This is a genomic window from Enterobacter sp. KBR-315C3_2022, assembly GCF_041399425.1.
Classification (GTDB): domain Bacteria; phylum Pseudomonadota; class Gammaproteobacteria; order Enterobacterales; family Enterobacteriaceae; genus Enterobacter.
Map to the genome: position 1 here is coordinate 21,040 of NZ_JBGKEB010000001.1, position 17,462 is coordinate 38,501.

Below are 17,462 nucleotides of genomic sequence, written 5' to 3' on the forward strand. Positions count from 1 at the left end.
CGCCAGCGGGCAAAAAAAAGCCGGAGACATCGCCTCCGGCTTTTTTGTACCCTTCGGTCAGACGATTTCCTGCGCGTACTGGAACAGGGCTTTCAACAGCGCCTGCTTCTCGGCATCGCCCTCGTACTGCCCGTACAGCATCTCCAGCTCTTCGGCATAGCGTTGAAGGTACTCTGGCGTAAAGACGTTACGACGGTGCTGCAGCCAGCGCTCCTGCTCGGCTTCATCCAGCGTGCCGGGGAAGTTACGCGCCCGGTAGTTAAATATCAATTTTTCAATGCGCTTATCGGCGAAGGTAATGTCCAGCGCCGGCAAGTTGCGCGGTTCGGTCTGCAGCACAATTTTCATCGCCGCGCGGTCGGCGTCGCTGAAGAAGCCGTTGTACAGCTGGGCATCGACGTTATCGGACGGGATAAACGGCTCGGCTTCGGCAAAGATCGCAACGGCCTTTTCGCGCACCTGCGGGTTCTCTCGCAGCACCTTCAGGTTATCCAGGCAGCGCTGACGGTCAATCCCCAGCCTGTCGGCATCCTCCGGGCGCAGCGTATTGGCCTGCGCCAGAACCGGGCATTTATTGATATGCACCAGCTTCACCGGCACGGCGGGCAGATCGCCCAGCTCGGCTTTCGGGGTGTACAGCCGCTCGCGCAGCGCGTCGCTGTCGAGCTCGAGCAGCGGGGAGATGTCGCCAGCCAAATCGACCATAATGACGGCGTTGCGGTTGTCCGGATGCCAGGCCAGCGGCGCAACCCAGCTGGTATTCCCGCGCCACGCGCCAAACATCCCGGAAATATGCACCAGCGGCTTCATCTGCGGGACGTCGATAAGCGTTGTGAGCTTATGCTTGCTGCGATGGCTGAGCAGATAATCAAAGAGCCGCGGCTGCGCGGCCTTCACCAGCTTCGCCATGGCGATAGTGGCATACACGTCGGCCATCGCGTCGTGGGCGTTGCTGTGCTCAATGCCGTTGGCGCGCGTCAGATGCTCCAGACGGAAGCTCGGCAGGCCCTCTTCATTTTCCGGCCAGTTAATGCCTTCCGGGCGCAGGGCATAGCAGGCGCGCATGATGTCCAGCAGGTCCCAGCGCGAATTGCGGTTCTGCCAGCTCCACGCGTAGGGATCGTAGAAGTTGCGGTAAAAAATGTTGCGCGTCACTTCGTCATCGAAGCGAATATTGTTGTAGCCCACCACGCACGTATTGGGCACGGTAAAGAGATCGTGAATGCGGCGCGCAAACTCCGCTTCACTGACGCCTTTCTCTCGCGCTTCCTGCGGCGTAATGCCCGTCACCATCACGGCGCCCGGCTGGGGCAGATAATCATCCGCCGGACGGCAATAAAAGACTTCGGGTTCGCCGATAATGTTGAAATTTTCGTCGGTACGGATGGCGGCAAACTGCGCCGGACGGTCCAGCGCCGGATGGGTGCCAAAGGTTTCGTAGTCGTGGAATAAAAACGTGAGCGCGGCAGAATCAGACACCAGTAATACCATCCTGTTAAAAAATGACGCCTCTATGGTAAACGATCGCGGTGGGCAGGCCGAATAAAAAGCGACGTCAGAGGCGATTTTTGCGCGCCGCCTTCAGATCAAAATAAGACATTTGTCACATTTTTTTGCAATTAAACAAGGTAAGGACACGCGAACTCCCGTAAAAAGGTCAACGATTTTTAATGACCTGAGGATATACCGTTGAAACGCCGTCTGTTTATTGCTGTTTCTTTACTCGCTTCGAGCATTTCTTCCGCGTGGGCCGTTACGCCGCTGGATTTTGCACCTCAGCCTCCGGCCATTCAGGCGGGCTCCTGGGTGCTGATGGACTACACAACCGGGCAAATTTTAACGGCGGGCAATGAACATCAACAGCGTAATCCTGCAAGCCTGACCAAGCTGATGACGGGATACGTCGTCGATCGCGCCATTGATAGCCACCGGATTAGCCCTGACGACATCGTCACCGTCGGCCGCGACGCGTGGGCGAAAGGCAATCCCGTTTTTGACGGCTCGTCGCTCATGTTCCTGAAAGAGGGCGACCGCGTGTCGATACGCGACCTCAGCCGCGGGCTGATCGTCGATTCAGGCAACGACGCGTGCGTGGCGCTGGCGGACCACGTGGCGGGCGGCCAGCCGCAGTTCGTTACCATGATGAATGACTACGTCGAGAAGCTGAACCTGCGCGATACCCACTTTGAAACGGTGCACGGCCTAGACGCACCGGGTCAGCACAGCTCGGCCTACGACCTTGCCGTCCTCTCCCGCGCGATTATTCACGGCGAGCCTGATTTCTACCACATGTACAGCGAGAAAAGCCTCACCTGGAACGGCATTACGCAGCAAAACCGCAACGGCCTGCTGTGGGATAAAACCATGAACGTGGACGGCCTCAAAACCGGCCATACTTCAGGCGCCGGTTTTAACCTGATTGCGTCCGCAGTCGACGGTCAGCGCCGCTTGATCGCGGTGGTGATGGGGGCTGACAGCCCAAAAGGGCGTGAGGATCAGGCCCGCAAGCTGCTGCACTGGGGTCAACAGAATTTCGACACGGTGCAAATCCTGCACAGCGGTAAAAAGGTGGGCACGGAGCGTATCTGGTACGGCGATAAAGAGCAGATCACGCTGGGTACGGACCAGGACTTCTGGCTGGCGCTGCCGAAAGCGGAGCTGCCGAACATCAAAGCGAAGTACGTGCTGGACAAAAAAGAGCTGGAAGCGCCTGTTGCGGCCCATCAGCGCGTGGGCGAAATCGAGCTGTACGATCGCGATAAGGTGGTCGCACACTGGCCGCTGGTCACGCTGGAAAGCGTCGAGAAGGGCGGCCTTTTCTCCCGCCTGGGTGATTACCTGCACCATAAAATCTAACGATTGCTTTCCCCCTTTAGAGCAGGCTGGCAGGGTTGCGAGTCTGCTCGCATAATCATCACACGCCGTTTGCCGGTAAGCGAAATTCTGACTTATAGTGTATAAACATACAGTAATGAGTGGAGGCAGCATGGACTATAGCATCAGGCAGCAGCAGAAACGCAGGATCGCGGGTTTTCACATGGTGGGGCCGTGGGAAAACACGGTAAAGCAGGGTTTTGAACAGCTGGCTATGTGGGTTAATGGGCGGCACATTCAGCCGCTGGAGTGGGTCGCCGTTTACTATGATAACCCGGATCAGGTCCCGGCAGAAAAGCTGCGCTGCGACACGGCGGTAACGGTGCAGGATGATTTCGTCATTCCTGAAAACAGCGAAGGGGTCATACTGACCGAAATCGCCGCAGGGGATTACGCGCTCGCCATCGCGCGGGTTGAAAATCACGACTTCGCGACGCCCTGGAATCAGTTCTTCAACTCCCTGTTAGAGGACCACAAATACCAGATAGCCCCCAAACCCTGCTTTGAGCGCTATCTTAACGATGGCAATGCCGAGGGCTACTGGGTTATCGAAATGTATATTCCCGTTGAGCATAAAGTGTCTTAGTCCCGGTAAAAGCAGGGTTTTTCGGCCGGACGCATTCCGCCCGGCTGAAAACGCAGTACAATTACGGTTTGCCGTGTAGCTGGAGAGCGGGTGTGCGTCCCGACAAATCATTAACTCCCTTTGAAATACGCCTGTATAAACACTACCGCGTGGTGCATGGGTGCCGTATCGCGCTGGCGTTTGTCCTGACCTTTGTCCTCGTCCGTTTGCTCAATATTCCGGAAGGAACCTGGCCGCTGATCACGCTGGTGGTTGTGATGGGGCCAATCTCTTTTTGGGGGAACGTCGTTCCGCGGGCCTTTGAGCGTATTGGCGGCACCGTGCTTGGCTCCGCGCTGGGGCTGATTGCGCTTAAGCTTGAGCTCATCTCGTTTCCCGTTATGCTCCTGTGGTGCGCAGCGGCGATGTTTCTCTGCGGCTGGCTGGCACTGGGGAAAAAACCGTATCAGGCCCTGCTGATTGGCATCACGCTTGCGGTGGTGGTCGGTGCGCCAGCGGGGGATATGACAACCGCATTATGGCGAAGCGGAGATGTGATTCTCGGCTCGCTGCTGGCGATGCTGTTTACGGGCGTCTGGCCGCAGCGGGCGTTCCTGCACTGGCGGATCCAGATGGCAACGTACGTGACCGCATTTAATCGCGTTTATCAGGCCGGTTTTTCGCCTAACCTGGTGGAACGACCGCGGCTGGAAAAGCATTTGCAGAAAATCCTCACTGATGTGGTCAAAATGCGCGGGCTGATCACGCCTGCCAGCAAAGAGACGCATATCCATAAAGGCATTTTCGAGGCGATTCAAACGGTGAGCCGCAATCTGGTCTGCATGCTGGAGCTGCAAATCAACGCCCACTGGGCCTCTCGCCCGAGCCATTTGCTGATGCTTAACGCCCAAACGCTTAAAGAGACGCAGCACATGACGCAGCAAACGCTGCTCACCATCGCCCATGCGCTCTATGAAGGTAATCCTCAGCCCATACTGGCAAACAGCGAGCGGCTCAATGAGATCGTGGCCGAGCTGAAGCTGCTTATGAACGAGCGGCAAAGCGACAACGTGGCGGAAACGCCGATTCACGGCTACGTCTGGCTAAGTATGGAACTGGCCCGCCAGCTCGAGCTGCTATCGCAGCTTATCTGCCGTGCGCTGCGCAAATAAAAGCCTTATGTGACGGCTGCTGCTTCGATTCAGCAGCAATTGGGGTTATGATAGCTTTAAACGTTATACTGATTGTCATTAGCCGCCGCTGTCAGTAAGGTTACTGTTACAACGGCTGCCTTAACGAATCCGAATCTCACATTATCAGGGGTGTAAAAATGGAAACTATCAAGCCTTCGTTCCAGGATGTTCTGGAATTTGTCCGCCTGTTCCGCCGCAAAAACAAGCTGCAGCGTGAAATCCAGGACGTTGAGAAGAAGATCCGTGACAACCAAAAGCGCGTTCTGCTGCTGGATAACCTGAGCGACTACATCAAGCCGGGTATGAGCGTAGAAGCGATTCAGGGCATCATCGCCAGCATGAAGAGCGATTACGAAGATCGCGTTGACGATTACATCATCAAAAATGCCGAGCTGTCCAAAGAGCGTCGCGACATCTCTAAGAAGCTGAAAGTGATGGGCGAAATCAAAAACGCCGAAGCGAAAAGCGAATAAGCACCTTCAGACTTAAAAAAAGCTCCCGGTAACCCGGGAGCTTTTTTTTCGCCCTATTGTAGGCCCGGTAAGCGTAGCGCCATCGGGCATTGTTACCGGGCTTAGAAAAGCAAGAAGCCTGCTATAAAAGCAGGCTTCTTAAATGTGGCTCCTCTGACTGGACTCGAACCAGTGACATACGGATTAACAGTCCGCCGTTCTACCGACTGAACTACAGAGGAATCGTTGTGGAGGCTTATCTTAGCGGCGAAAAAACTTTTGTCAAACACGATTATGGAACAATGCGATTGATTGCCGATTCCGTCGACAGTTTGTTGTAATTCCACACATCTTTTTCGGGAAATACTTTGCAGGATAGGCATTTCTACATCATCATTTGAAATGGAGTTTCAACTTTCTCGCTAAGGTCCATTTTGAACGTCACCGCCCCCCTACGCCAGGCCATCGCGCGCACGCCCTGGTATGCAAAACGTAAAAGCTATCGAGTTCTGTTCTGGCGAGAAATCACCCCGCTTGCTGTGCCCATCTTTCTGGAGAACACCTGCGTTCTGCTGATGGGAGTGCTCAGCACCTTCCTGGTCAGCTGGCTCGGTAAAGAAGCCATGGCCGGCGTCGGGCTGGCGGACAGCTTTAATATGGTGGTGATGTCGTTTTTCGCCGCCATCGATCTTGGCACCACGGTGGTGGTGGCATTTAGCCTTGGGAAGCTCGATTCCAAACGCGCTCGCGAGGCGGCCAGACAGTCGCTGATGATCATGACCGTTTTTTCCATCATCCTGGCGGCGGTGATCCACTACTACGGCAGGGAAATCATCAATATTGTCGCCGGAGAAGCGACCGCCGAGGTGAAGGACCTGGCGCTAACCTACCTCGAAATGACCGTGCTCAGCTATCCGGCGGCGGCGATTGCGCTGATCGGCAGCGGCGCGCTGCGGGGCGCGGGCAACACCAAAATTCCGCTGTTGATAAACGGCGGCATGAATATCCTGAATATCATTATCAGCAGCATATTGATCTACGGCGTCTTTTCCTGGGACGGCTTAGGGTTCGTCGGAGCCGGGCTTGGGCTGACGATTTCGCGCTATATCGGCGCGGCGGCCATCGTCGGGGTGCTGGTCGCAGGCGTCACGCCGTCGCTGCGCATCACCCTGAGAAGCTATTTTCGGCCGTTCAACTTCTCGATCATCTGGGAAGTGATGGGCATTGGGATCCCGGCCAGCATTGAATCGGTGCTGTTTAACGGCGGCAAGCTGCTGACGCAGATGTTTGTCGCCGGGATGGGAACGGACGTGATTGCCGGTAACTTTATTGCCTTTTCCATCGCCTCGCTCATCAACCTGCCGGGGAATGCCCTCGGCTCCGCGTCGACCATCATTACCGGAAAACGCCTTGGTAAAGGGCAAATAGGGCAGGCGGAGCGCCAGCTGCGCCACGTTTTCTGGCTGTCGACCATTGGGCTCACGGCCATCGCGTGGGGTACCGCGCCTTTTGCCGGGCTCATGGCCTCGTTCTATACCCACGAGCAGGATGTCAAAGAGGTGGTTAAGATCCTCATCTGGCTCAACGCCGCGTTCATGCCGATCTGGGCCGCTTCCTGGGTGCTGCCCGCAGGGCTCAAGGGCGCGCGCGATGCCCGTTTTGCCATGTGGGTATCGATGCTCGGCATGTGGGGCTGTCGCGTGGTCGCGGGGTATACGCTCGGTATTATGCTCGGGATGGGCGTCGTCGGCGTCTGGCTGGGGATGTTCCTCGACTGGGCCGTGCGCGGCGCGCTGTTCTACTGGCGAATGGTAAGCGGCCGCTGGCTGTGGAAATACCCGCGCGTAAAGCCTCAGCCGATCGTTTCTGAAGCTGAAGAGTGCCTGCCAAATGCGCGAAGTGGAGAATAAATCAGCAAACGAACGGAAATCTGCATTCTGCCTTTGACATCACGGGGGAGCATCGATAATATGCGCCCCGTTCACACGATTCCTCTGTAGTTCAGTCGGTAGAACGGCGGACTGTTAATCCGTATGTCACTGGTTCGAGTCCAGTCAGAGGAGCCAAATTTAAGAAGCCTGCTTTTATAGCAGGCTTTTTGCTTTTCTGCGTTCTGGAAATTGTCGGGTGGCGGCTTCTCCTTACCCGACCTACGGGACAGCAGGCCGGATAAGGCAACGCACCGCGCTAGCGGTTCACCCGAATCGGCGCGGTGGCCTCAACCAGCCACGGCCGCGCGTCGCTGTTCACCCGCGGCGACAGCGCTTCCCGAACCAGCTGATGATAATCATCCAGCCACTGCTTCTCCTGCTCGGATAACAGCTGCAGTTCAACCTGGCTCAGGTCGATGGGGATCAGCGTCAGCGAGGCAAACCGGCAAAATCCCGGACGGCTCTCAACAATTTCCACCTGATTTTCAATACGAATACCGTGGCTGTCGCCCAGATAGTACCCCGGCTCGATGGTCATGATATTGCCCGCCACCAGCGGCCACGAATTGACCTTCTTCGCGATGCGGTGCGGGTTTTCGTGGATCAACAGCTGATGCCCCACGCCGTGCCCGGTGCCGTGATCGTAATCCAGCCCCATTTCCCACAGCGGACGGCGCGCAAACGCATCCAGCTGGTGGCCGTGGCTGCCGGACGGGAATTGCAGCGTAATCAGCGATAAAAAGCCTCTCAGCACGGCGGTGTAGTGCAGGCGCTGCTGCGGGTCAACCTTGCCCCAGGCCAGCGTGCGCGTGGCGTCGGTCGTGCCGTTACGATACTGGCCGCCAGAGTCATTGAGATAAAAATGGTTATGGCCAATCGGCTTATTGCTGGCCTCGCTGGAGTGATAGTGGCACATCGCCGCGTTGCTGGACGACGCCGAAATCGTGGCAAAGCTCTGCTCAATAAATCCCGGCTGCTGCTGGCGGAAGGCGAGCTGCTGCGCCTGCACCTCAAGCTCGGTAAGCGGCTGGCCAGAGGCGGCGCGCCTGGGCACTTCCCGGCTCAGCCAGGCAAGAAAATTCACCCACGCCGCGCCGTCCTGATGATGGCATTCACGATACCCCGCCAGCTCCACCGGGTTCTTACCGGCCTTGAGCAGCGTAATGGGGTCCGTCAGCCAGACAATGTCACCCTGCGGCTCAATCGCGAAGCGCAGCGCGACCGGCGCGGAATCCGGGTCGACCACGATCCGCTTGCCCTTCGCAAGCTGCTGACAGCGAGGAATAAACGCCTCCTGCGGTGAAAGGGTAAACTGCCCGGCGACGGACGGCGGAAGGTCCGCCAGCTTGTCGTCATTCACAAACCACTCGACGGCACCGTCGCGTCCCAGCAGGGCAAAGGAGAGGGGAACCGGACTGGTTGGAATATCCGAGCCCCGCACGTTCAGCAGCCACGCAATGCTATCCGGCAGCGTGACCGCCAGGTAATCGGCCTGCATGTCGTTGAGGATCGTCGCCACGCGCTGCCGCTTGCTGGCGCTGCTTTCACCGCTTACCTCATCGGGCATGGCGCGGATAAGCCCCGCAGGCGCGGCGGGCCGCCCGCTCCAGAGCGTATCGAACGGCGAGTCGTTCAGCGCCACCAGCTCGCACGGCGTGGTTGAGAGCTGCGCGTAGTCCGCGTTGGTCATCAGCATCGCCTCGAAGCCAATGCGCGCACCGGGCGCCACGTTTGCCGCCAGCCATTCCGCCAGCGGCTCGTTGTGCAGGTGATGGATGGCGAACTCATCCATGTTGACCTGCACGCGGGCCTGCACCTGGTAGCGACCGTCGACGAACAGCAGGGCCCGATCCTGAAGGATCAGCGCCAGCCCGGCCGAGCCGTCGAAGCCCGTCAGCCAGGCGAGCTTTTCATCGTACGGCGCGCAGTACTCGCTTTGCCAGGCGTCGGCCCGCGGGACGATCATGCCGTCGAGGCCGTTTTCACGCAGCCAGTTTCGCAGGGCGGCAAGCGGTGATGTGGTGTGCATGGTGTTTCCTTTTCTTTAGCGGAACGGCGGCTCGTTAAAGGTGCGCAGCTTGCGGGAGTGCAGCTTATCGCCCTCGGCGCGAAGGAGATCGATCGCCCGAATGCCGATTTGCAGATGCTCCGAAATCGCCCCTTCGTAGAAGCGGTTGGCCTGGCCCGGCAGCTTAATTTCACCGTGCAGCGGCTTATCCGACACGCAGAGCAGGGTGCCGTACGGCACGCGGAAGCGGTAGCCCTGCGCGGCGATGGTGGCGCTCTCCATATCGATAGCGACCGCGCGGCTGAGGTTAAAGCGCAGCGCCGAAGCCGAATAGCGCAGCTCCCAGTTGCGGTCGTCGGTTGTCACCACCGTGCCGGTGCGCAGGCGCTGCTTCACCTCTTCGCCGGGCATGCCGCTCACCTCTTTGGTGGCGTCGTACAGCGCGCGCTGGACCTCCGCGATGCTCGGGATAGGGATATCCGGCGGCAGTACCGCATCCAGCACGTGGTCGTCGCGCAGGTAGGCGTGGGCCAGCACGTAGTCGCCAATCAGCTGGCTTTCGCGCAGGCCGCCGCAGTGGCCGATCATCAGCCAGACGTCCGGGCGCAGAACCGCCAGATGGTCGCAGATGGTTTTGGCGTTCGACGGCCCGACGCCGATGTTGATTAAGGTGATGCCCTGGCCGTCCGCGGTAATCAGGTGCCAGGCTGGCATCTGGTGTTTCTTCCACGCCAGGTCGGAAATCGCCTGCTCCGGCGCTTCGGTTTCGGCGGTGATCCAGATCCCACCCGCGCAGGAGAGGGCGATGTAGGGGCTTTCCGGATCCAGGATCTGGCTGCAGCCCCAGCGGACGAACTCGTCTACGTAGCGGGTGTAGTTGGTAAACAGCACGAACGGCTGGAAATGCTCGGCGGGCGTGCCGGTGTAGTGGCGCAGGCGGGCCAGGGAAAAATCGACGCGGCGGGCGTCAAAGTGCGACAGCGGGGAAAACTCTGCCGGATGATAAATACCGTCCGCGGTTTCATCGCCAATCTGCGACAGCTCGGTGGTCGGGAAGTGGCGCGTCAGCCCCGCGCTCATCGAGCGGTCAAGGGTGAGCGCCGAGCCGTCGATCACGTAAGGATAGGGAATTTCGTGCAGCGAAGGCTCAACGGAAATGTGGGCATCGTAATCCTGATACAGCAGCGTGAGCTGCTCTTCAAGATAGGGCCGAAACAGCGCCGGGCGAGTTACCGTGGTGCTGTAGCAGCCTGAGTGGGTAAAGCGGGCGTAGGCGCGGGTTTTTGGCGTGTTGGTCGCGCGGCCATCCCACGTCACGGAGAGCGAAGGATAAACAAAAAGGCCACGACTTCTGGCCTTTTCATCGGGAAGCTTCCCGCTTTCAATGTAAACCGCAATCGCGCTGCGCAGCGCGTTGACGGACTGCTCGTACAGCGCGTCGAGTTTTTCCAGCGCCTGAGCCGGGGTCAGGCTGGAGCCCTTATTATTCATCTCTGTCTCCTTGTTCCACAGGTGTTTCACAGTTGTGTGGCGATACCCGATAGTATGTCACACGCATGTGAAACAAAAGTGAGGAGATCAGCCGCGGGGCGACTCTTTCATAAATAGCGCCGTGGCGGCAGAGAGCAGGCAGCCCGCCAGCAGGTAAATGGCCACGCTGTGCCAGTTGCCGCCGGAGAAGGTCACCAGCGCGGCGGCGATGAACGGCGTAAATCCGCCTCCCACCACGCTCGCCACCTGATAGCCCACGCCCGCGCCGCTGTAGCGATAGCTGGCGCCAAACAGCTCGGTGAACATCGGCTGCTGTACGCACACCACCATATCGTGGGCGACGTTCGCCAGCATGATGGCAAAGAAGACGATCCAGAAGACCGACTGCGCCTCCAGCGCCATAAAGAACGGCCAGGCGCTCAGGGTGCCGATGAGCGCGCCGGTGATATAGACGCGGCGGCGGCCAAACCGATCCGCCAGCCAGGCGAAGCAGGGGATGGTCAGGCAGCTGATCCCGCCGACCACCAGCCCGATGTTCAGGAACAGCTCGCGCGGCAGGCCAAGATTTTGCGTCGAATAGTTCAGGGCAAACGCCGTCACGATATACATCGTCAGCAGCTCGCACAGGCGCAGGGCGATGATTTTCAGAAAAGCGCCAGGATGCTGGATCAGAGCCTCCATCACCGGCAGCCGCTTTTTCACCGCGGGCGTTTCGCGCTGCTGCTGCTGCTGCTCAAACTCCGCGGACTCCTCCATCCCGTTGCGGATCCACAGGGCGGCAACCACCAGCACGATGCTGAAGATGAACGGGATGCGCCAGCCCCAGCTCAGGAACTGTTCGTCGGTGGTAAGCTGGCTTATCAGGGAGACCAGCCCGGTCGAGAGCAGCAGGCCAACGCCGTAGCCCACCTGCACGCCGCTGCTGTAAAACGCCTTCTTGTTCTTCGGCGCGCTTTCGACGGAGAGTAGCGCCGCGCCACCCCATTCGCCGCCGACGGCGAAGCCCTGTATCGCACGCAGGGTGACCAGCAGCACCGGTGCCCACCAGCCGATGGCGTCAAACGACGGCAAAATGCCGATCAGTGCGGTGGCGATGCCCATCATCCAGACGGTGAGCATCAGCATGCGCTTGCGCCCCAGGCGGTCGCCGAAGTGGCCGAAGATGATGCCGCCGAGAGGGCGGAACAGGAATCCTACGCCAAAGGTCGCAAAGGCGGCGAGCGTGCCCATTGCGGGGCTAATCTGCGGGAAAAATTCCCGGTTAAACACCAGCGCGGCGGTAATGCCGTAGAGCAGAAAATCGTACCAGTCGACGACGGCCCCGGCGAAGCTGCCGAGCGCGGCGCGGCGGGCGCGGTTGAGAGGAAGCGTCTCCTCGCCGGGACGATTTGAGGTTAAGGTGGAGTCCATAGTTGTCATGTCCGTACTGATTTTTAATTATTGGTATAAGAAAAGGTCACTCACACTGCGGCCATTGTATAAATGGAACGTATGAGACTACCGCGCAAGGCGGCGGGAGGAAACTGATTTTATTTCCAGAAGGAAAGACTTTGCGCGCCAGCGCCTACGGCTTAAAACCGCAGTGCTTATTCGCTTGAGGAAGGGATGATGCGATGTATGTAGGTCGGATAAGGCGAAGCCGCCGCCCGACAATTTCCAGAACGCAGAAAAGCAAAAAGCCTGCTGTAAAAGCAGGCTTTTCAAATTTGGCTCCTCTGACTGGACTCGAACCAGTGACATACGGATTAACAGTCCGCCGTTCTACCGACTGAACTACAGAGGAATCGTGTGAACGGGGCGCATATTATCGACCCCGGTCGCCGTTGTCAAAGGGCGAAATGCGGCATTGCATTCGTTTGCTGACAAATTGGGCAAAACGGTGTTTTTAGCGCCGTCACTGCACCGTTGCAGTGCGCCTGTACCCCTTATGGGGCAGATCGTCATCGTCTGTCTACGGGGGCAAACGGATGATGACGATTAGATTTGCTTATTTTCAGGCGCTTAGCGGCAAAATCGACCTTCCTTCAAAAGCTGGCATTCATATTGCAAAACCTGATTAACACCGAAATCCGCTATGGCACACCATTTCGAACAGGGGGCAATATGAACTTTAGACGACTGAAATACTTTGTGAAAATCGTCGACATCGGCAGCCTGACTCAGGCTGCGGAAGTACTGCACATCGCCCAGCCTGCGCTGAGCCAGCAGGTGGCTACGCTGGAAGGCGAAATGGACCAGCAGCTGCTGATCCGCACCAAGCGCGGCGTCACGCCGACGGAAGCGGGAAAAATCCTCTACACCCACGCGCGCACTATCCTTCGGCAGTGCGAGCAGGCGCAGCTGGCGGTGAACAACGTCGGCCAGACCCTGAGCGGCCAGGTCTCTATTGGGCTGGCGCCGGGCACGGCCGCGTCCTCGGTGACCATGCCGCTGCTGCAGGCGGTGCGCGCCGAGCTGCCGGACGTGCTGGTCTATCTTCACGAAAACAGCGGCACCGTGCTTAACGATAAGCTGCTGAACGGCCAGCTTGATATGGCGGTACTTTACGATCGCTCGCCGATCGCCGGGATCGCCAGCCAGCCGCTGCTGAAAGAAGATCTCTACCTGGTGGGCACCCGCGACTGTCCGGGGCAGAGCGTCGATTTAACCGCCGTCGCGGAGCTGAACCTGTTCCTGCCGAGAGACTACAGCGCCGTGCGCGCCCGGGTGGATGAAGCGTTCTCCCTGCGCCGCCTGACGGCCAAAATCATCGGTGAAATTGACTCCATCTCAACGCTTACCGCGGCCATTGCCAGCGGAATGGGCGTGACGGTCCTGCCGGAATCCGCGGCGCGCTCGCTGTCGGGAGCCGCAAACGGCTGGATGGCGCGCATAACCACCCCTTCGATGAGCCTGCCGCTCTCCCTGAACATCTCTGCCCGCGGCTCGCTGTCGCCGCAGGCGCTGGCGGTAAAAGAGATTTTGATGTCGCTGGTCAGCAAGCCGTCGCTGGAGAACCGCGAGCTGCAGCTCGTCAGCTGATATTCCAGAAAAGCATAAGATGCTGGTTTTTATTATTTGTTCTGCAGGTCCGCTGACTCTAACAATAGCGTTATGTCAGATGCGCCGGAGTGAATCGTGAATTTCCAGCAACTTAAAATTATCCGTGAGGCGGCCAGGCGGGACTTTAACCTGACCGAAGTCGCCAACATGCTTTATACCTCCCAGTCGGGCGTCAGCCGCCACATCCGCGAGCTTGAAGAAGAGCTCGGGATAGAGATATTCATTCGCCGCGGCAAGCGGCTGCTGGGCATGACGGAGCCGGGCAAGGCGCTGCTGACCATTGCGGAGCGCATCCTCAACGAGGCCAGCAACGTCCGCCGTCTGGCCGATCTCTTTACCAACGACGCCACGGGCGTGTTGACGATTGCCACCACCCATACGCAGGCGCGCTACAGCCTGCCGCCGGTGATAAAGGCCTTCCGTGAGCTCTTTCCGGACGTTCGCCTGGAGCTGATTCAGGGAACGCCTCAGGAGATCGACGGGCTGCTGCAGAACGGCGGGGCGGATATTGGCATCGCCAGCGAGCGGCTGAGCAACGACCCGCTGCTGGTGGCCTTCCCGTGGTTTCGCTGGCACCACAGCCTGCTGCTCCCCGCCGATCACCCCCTGCACCAGGTTTCCCCGCTGACGCTGGACGACATCAGCAAGTGGCCGCTGATCACCTACCGGCAGGGCATCACGGGGCGCTCGCGCATCGACGAAGCCTTCAGCCGCCGCGGGCTGACGCCGGATATCGTGCTAAGCGCGCAGGATTCCGACGTGATTAAAACCTACGTTGAGCTGGGGTTGGGCATTGGCCTGGTGGCGGAACAGTCCGGCGGTGAACGTGAGGACGGCGATCTGGTGCGGCTGGATACCCGTCACCTGTTCGATGCGAACACCGTCTGGCTGGGGCTTAAGCGCGGCCAGCTGCAGCGCAACTACGTGTGGCGCTTTATTGAGCTGTGCAACGCCGGGTTATCCGTGGACGACATTAAGCGTCAGGTGATGGAGCCGGAAGAGGTGGCGATCGACTATCAGATTTAGATGCGGGTTAGCCCGGCGACGCCTGCCATCCCGTAGATCGGGTAAGGCGAAGCCGCCACCCGGCAATTTCTCAGAACGCAGAAAAGCAAAAAGCCTGCTGTAAAAGCAGGCTTTTTAAATTTGGCTCCTCTGACTGGACTCGAACCAGTGACATACGGATTAACAGTCCGCCGTTCTACCGACTGAACTACAGAGGAATCGTGTGAACGAGGCGCATGTTAATGGCCCCGGTAATGTGTGTCAACACTAAATTTAACGTGCTGATTCAAATGATTAATTAAGCTGCAAACTGCCGTTTTAGTGTACTTGAATGGATGAATTAACGTCAGGGTCGCCATTTTGACGTAAACGGTTCAGCGGATCCTGCTGGTAGAAGTGGCAGAAGCGCTGCCACAGCGCCGGGAAGCGCGGCGCGAACAGCTCGGGCGCGCTAAAGAAATATTCCGACAGCACGGCAAAGCATTCGGCCGGATCGGTGGCGGCGTAGGCGTCGATGCTTGCGCCGCTTTCGCCGACCAGATCGATCTCATCCTGGATGTTGTCCATCGCCGCGTGCAGGTCATGCTCCCAGCCCGCCACGTCGCGAAGCGGGATGAAGGGCACGCCGCTGGCGCGATCGCCGTTGCGGGTGTCCAGCTTGTGCGCGACCTCGTGAATAATCAGGTTGAAGCCGGAGGCATCGAATGAATCCTGAATATCCAGCCAGTTCAGGACGATCGGCCCCTGCTGCCAGCTCTGCCCGGACTGCACGACGCGCTGGCTGTGGACAAGCCCAATATCATCTTCCCACTCGTCATCAACCACGAACGGCGCAGGGTAGATCAGCACTTCGTGGAAACCGTCCAGCCACTCAATGCCCAGTTCCAGAACGGGTAAACAGAAGAGCAGGGCGATGCGCGCGTTTTTCAGCGGATCCAGTTCAAAACCCTGCAGCGGAACCAGGCGTTTTTGCTGCAAAAAGCGGTCGGCCAGCTGAACCAGCTTAAGCTGTTCATCCGGCAGAAGGTTCGCCAGTACGGGAATAGCCAGCGCCTCATCCCATGGCAACGCCATATCTGGACGGGCTTCATTTGATTTCCAGGGCCACTTAATCATCGCTTTGCTCGCAAACTCGCTACCAGAACAAAAATGAAGGATCGGGATTGGTTAACATGCCAAACAAACCGCCATGATGGCAACCATCAAAACGGCAGGATGCCGGAGGAGGACCGGCAGCGCTGCAACGTTATCACTTAGGCCGAAGAGTGAATAGCGCTTTGAAAATCCGTCCTTCATTTTGTGAGCTTAGTCGTTAATTTTCGCGTAATCAGCTTCTTACGTGCAGATTAACGAGACGGCCCTTGCGTTCTGCCGGTCCTGGCGGGAGACGCCACCGGGAGGAGGGCAAGCTTTTTAATGCCGTTAAGAAAAATCTGTATTGCCGCGTTAATAGTTAAGCTGTCTAACTCTAAAGAAGTAATCATTACCGTCTCTTTATTGCGTATTTGACTTTGTGCGATGTAAAAATCTTATTTTGGCAATGAAAGCGTGTTTTAGACCTGCGTACTAAAGTACACTGAACGTGAGGATTAGTGATTATTAAGGAGTGTTACTACAATGAACAAAATGACGATGCTTTGTGCGCTTTCCCTGATGGCTGCATCATTTTCTACTTCTACCCTGGCGGCCGATTCGCTCTCCGGATGCGCCGCCAAAAAACAGAACGTTCAGCAGCAAATAAACGAAGCGAAAAAATACGGTAATACGCATCGCGTTGCGGGGCTGGAAAAAGCCTATTCCGAAATAGCGGATAATTGCACTGACGCGTCGTTAGAAAAAGCGCGTGAAGAGAAGGTCAGCGAGAAAGAGCAGAAAGTTGCTGAAAGAGAGCAGGAGTTGCGCGAAGCGAAAGCCTCCGGCCGTAGCGATAAGATCGCGAAAAAAGAGAAAAAGCTTGAAGAGGCCCGTGACGAATTAAAAGAAGCGCGCGCGGAGCTGAATAAGTAAACCTTCTGCCACACGTTTACGCCAGGGGCGGCAAACGCGCGCCCCTTTTTAACGCCCGATAAGCGCAAGCTGCTTTCCCCCTCATCGTTATCCATCTTTATCTCAAATGCCCTAATTGCCACCGATCCTGCATGATAATCAAACGCCTGACCCATTGAAAATCATGAATATTATGGCATGCTGGTGGCCTTTTTCTTTGCGATTGTGCCTTTGCAGGAGCCTTGATGAATAAAGAGACAAATGATGGAATAAAAGTTTACACGCCCCTGGCGCTGAAGCTGTACGACTGGTGGGTGCTGCGTATTTCGAATCGCTATGCCTGGCAGTGCCAGACCGACCGCTACCTTGTTCCCCACTTCCGAAATAATATGAAAAGCAATCATCTGGACGTGGGCGTGGGAACCGGTTTTTACCTGACCTACGCGCCGGATATCTGCAGCGTGTCGCTGATGGACCTGAATGCCTCGAGCCTGAACGCGGCGACCGCGCGCGTCGGCAAAGGCCGGATCAAAACGTCCGCCCTGCACGACGTGTTCAACCCTTATCCTGCGCACCTGCACAATCAGTTTGATTCCATTTCAATGTTTTATCTGCTCCACTGCCTGCCCGGCAAGATGCAGGAGAAAGCCCCCGTCATTCGCCACGCTGCCGACGCGTTAACCCACGACGGCGTGCTTTTCGGCGCAACCATTCTGGGCGATGAGGCCAGCCATAACGCCTTTGGGCGCAAGCTGATGGCGGTGTATAACGAAAAGGGTATTTTTTCAAACCGCGCGGACGGCGTGGAGGATTTACGGACGATCCTTTCCGCCGCCTTTGAGCGCGTGGAGATCGCCGTGAAGGGCAAGGTCGCGCTGTTTAAGGCCGAAAGAAAGAAGGACTAATTATCCCTCC

Annotated in this window: 15 protein-coding genes and 4 tRNA genes; 11 read left to right on the top strand and 8 right to left on the bottom strand. The window is 57.7% G+C overall.

Going from position 1 to position 17,462, the window contains the following annotated elements:
• Positions 1–57: 57 nt before the first annotated feature.
• Positions 58–1,491, bottom strand: a complete 1,434-nt coding sequence (sbcB, locus tag AB8804_RS00115; protein ID WP_371181818.1) for an exodeoxyribonuclease I — start codon at positions 1,489–1,491, stop codon at positions 58–60.
• A gap of 198 nt (positions 1,492–1,689) precedes the next feature.
• Here sbcB and dacD point away from each other — a divergent pair, with 198 nt between their 5' ends.
• From dacD to AB8804_RS00135, 4 genes are all read left to right on the top strand, one after another.
• On the top strand, positions 1,690–2,856 hold the full coding sequence (dacD, locus tag AB8804_RS00120) for a serine-type D-Ala-D-Ala carboxypeptidase DacD (protein ID WP_371181820.1): 1,167 nt from the start codon (positions 1,690–1,692) through the stop codon (positions 2,854–2,856).
• Positions 2,857–2,986: 130 nt separating this feature from the next.
• Positions 2,987–3,460, top strand: a complete 474-nt coding sequence (gene sbmC / locus AB8804_RS00125; RefSeq protein WP_371181822.1) for a DNA gyrase inhibitor SbmC — start codon at positions 2,987–2,989, stop codon at positions 3,458–3,460.
• Between the two features lie 92 nt (positions 3,461–3,552).
• Positions 3,553–4,611 carry an FUSC family protein gene (locus AB8804_RS00130; RefSeq protein ID WP_371181823.1) on the top strand — a complete coding sequence of 353 codons (1,059 nt, stop codon included), beginning with the start codon at positions 3,553–3,555 and terminating at the stop codon, positions 4,609–4,611.
• A gap of 158 nt (positions 4,612–4,769) precedes the next feature.
• The gene (locus tag AB8804_RS00135) at positions 4,770–5,105 is read left to right on the top strand and encodes a DUF496 family protein (RefSeq protein ID WP_028013754.1); all 336 of its coding nucleotides are present in this window, start codon (positions 4,770–4,772) and stop codon (positions 5,103–5,105) included.
• 145 nt (positions 5,106–5,250) lie between these two features.
• On the opposite strand, the gene AB8804_RS00140 is transcribed toward AB8804_RS00135, so the two are convergent.
• Positions 5,251–5,326: transfer RNA gene (locus AB8804_RS00140), tRNA-Asn, on the bottom strand.
• Between the two features lie 6 nt (positions 5,327–5,332).
• On the opposite strand from AB8804_RS00140, the gene AB8804_RS00145 reads away from it, so the two are divergent.
• The 3 genes from AB8804_RS00145 (at position 5,333) to AB8804_RS00155 (ending at position 7,150) form a co-directional block, all read left to right on the top strand.
• A complete protein-coding gene (locus tag AB8804_RS00145; RefSeq protein ID WP_371181825.1) occupies positions 5,333–5,425 on the top strand; it encodes a DUF5951 family protein in 93 nt (30 codons plus the stop codon).
• Between the two features lie 93 nt (positions 5,426–5,518).
• A complete protein-coding gene (gene emmdR / locus AB8804_RS00150) occupies positions 5,519–6,994 on the top strand; it encodes a multidrug efflux MATE transporter EmmdR (protein ID WP_371181827.1) in 1,476 nt (491 codons plus the stop codon).
• Positions 6,995–7,074: 80 nt separating this feature from the next.
• Positions 7,075–7,150: transfer RNA gene (locus AB8804_RS00155), tRNA-Asn, on the top strand.
• Positions 7,151–7,271: 121 nt separating this feature from the next.
• Here AB8804_RS00155 and AB8804_RS00160 read toward each other — a convergent pair.
• From AB8804_RS00160 to AB8804_RS00175, 4 genes are all read right to left on the bottom strand, one after another.
• Positions 7,272–9,044: an aminopeptidase P family protein gene (locus AB8804_RS00160; protein ID WP_371181829.1), complete on the bottom strand. Its 1,773-nt coding sequence runs from the start codon at positions 9,042–9,044 to the stop codon at positions 7,272–7,274.
• A 15-nt stretch (positions 9,045–9,059) separates the two neighbouring features.
• Complete coding sequence (locus tag AB8804_RS00165) at positions 9,060–10,514, bottom strand: AMP nucleosidase (protein WP_371181831.1); 1,455 nt, start codon at positions 10,512–10,514, stop codon at positions 9,060–9,062.
• 87 nt (positions 10,515–10,601) lie between these two features.
• Entirely contained in the window at positions 10,602–11,924 is a 1,323-nt protein-coding gene (shiA, locus tag AB8804_RS00170; protein WP_371182781.1) for a shikimate transporter, read from the bottom strand.
• Positions 11,925–12,221: 297 nt separating this feature from the next.
• Positions 12,222–12,297, bottom strand: a tRNA-Asn gene (locus AB8804_RS00175).
• Positions 12,298–12,617: 320 nt separating this feature from the next.
• Here AB8804_RS00175 and nac point away from each other — a divergent pair.
• Both nac and cbl read left to right on the top strand, forming a co-directional pair.
• A complete protein-coding gene (gene nac / locus AB8804_RS00180) occupies positions 12,618–13,535 on the top strand; it encodes a nitrogen assimilation transcriptional regulator NAC (RefSeq protein WP_371181832.1) in 918 nt (305 codons plus the stop codon).
• A gap of 96 nt (positions 13,536–13,631) precedes the next feature.
• Positions 13,632–14,582 (top strand): HTH-type transcriptional regulator Cbl, encoded by a 951-nt coding sequence (gene cbl, locus AB8804_RS00185; protein ID WP_371181833.1) that lies wholly within the window; start codon positions 13,632–13,634, stop codon positions 14,580–14,582.
• Positions 14,583–14,703: 121 nt separating this feature from the next.
• Here cbl and AB8804_RS00190 read toward each other — a convergent pair.
• A tRNA-Asn gene (locus AB8804_RS00190) sits at positions 14,704–14,779 on the bottom strand.
• Positions 14,780–14,879: 100 nt separating this feature from the next.
• Positions 14,880–15,677: a DgsA anti-repressor MtfA gene (mtfA, locus tag AB8804_RS00195; protein WP_371181834.1), complete on the bottom strand. Its 798-nt coding sequence runs from the start codon at positions 15,675–15,677 to the stop codon at positions 14,880–14,882.
• Positions 15,678–16,178: 501 nt separating this feature from the next.
• Between mtfA and AB8804_RS00200 the strand changes: the two genes are divergently transcribed.
• Together AB8804_RS00200 and AB8804_RS00205 are read left to right on the top strand one after the other, a co-directional pair.
• Positions 16,179–16,568, top strand: a complete 390-nt coding sequence (locus AB8804_RS00200; RefSeq protein ID WP_371181835.1) for a DUF1090 domain-containing protein — start codon at positions 16,179–16,181, stop codon at positions 16,566–16,568.
• A gap of 224 nt (positions 16,569–16,792) precedes the next feature.
• Entirely contained in the window at positions 16,793–17,452 is a 660-nt protein-coding gene (locus AB8804_RS00205) for a class I SAM-dependent methyltransferase (protein WP_371181836.1), read from the top strand.
• Positions 17,453–17,462 lie beyond the last annotated feature (10 nt).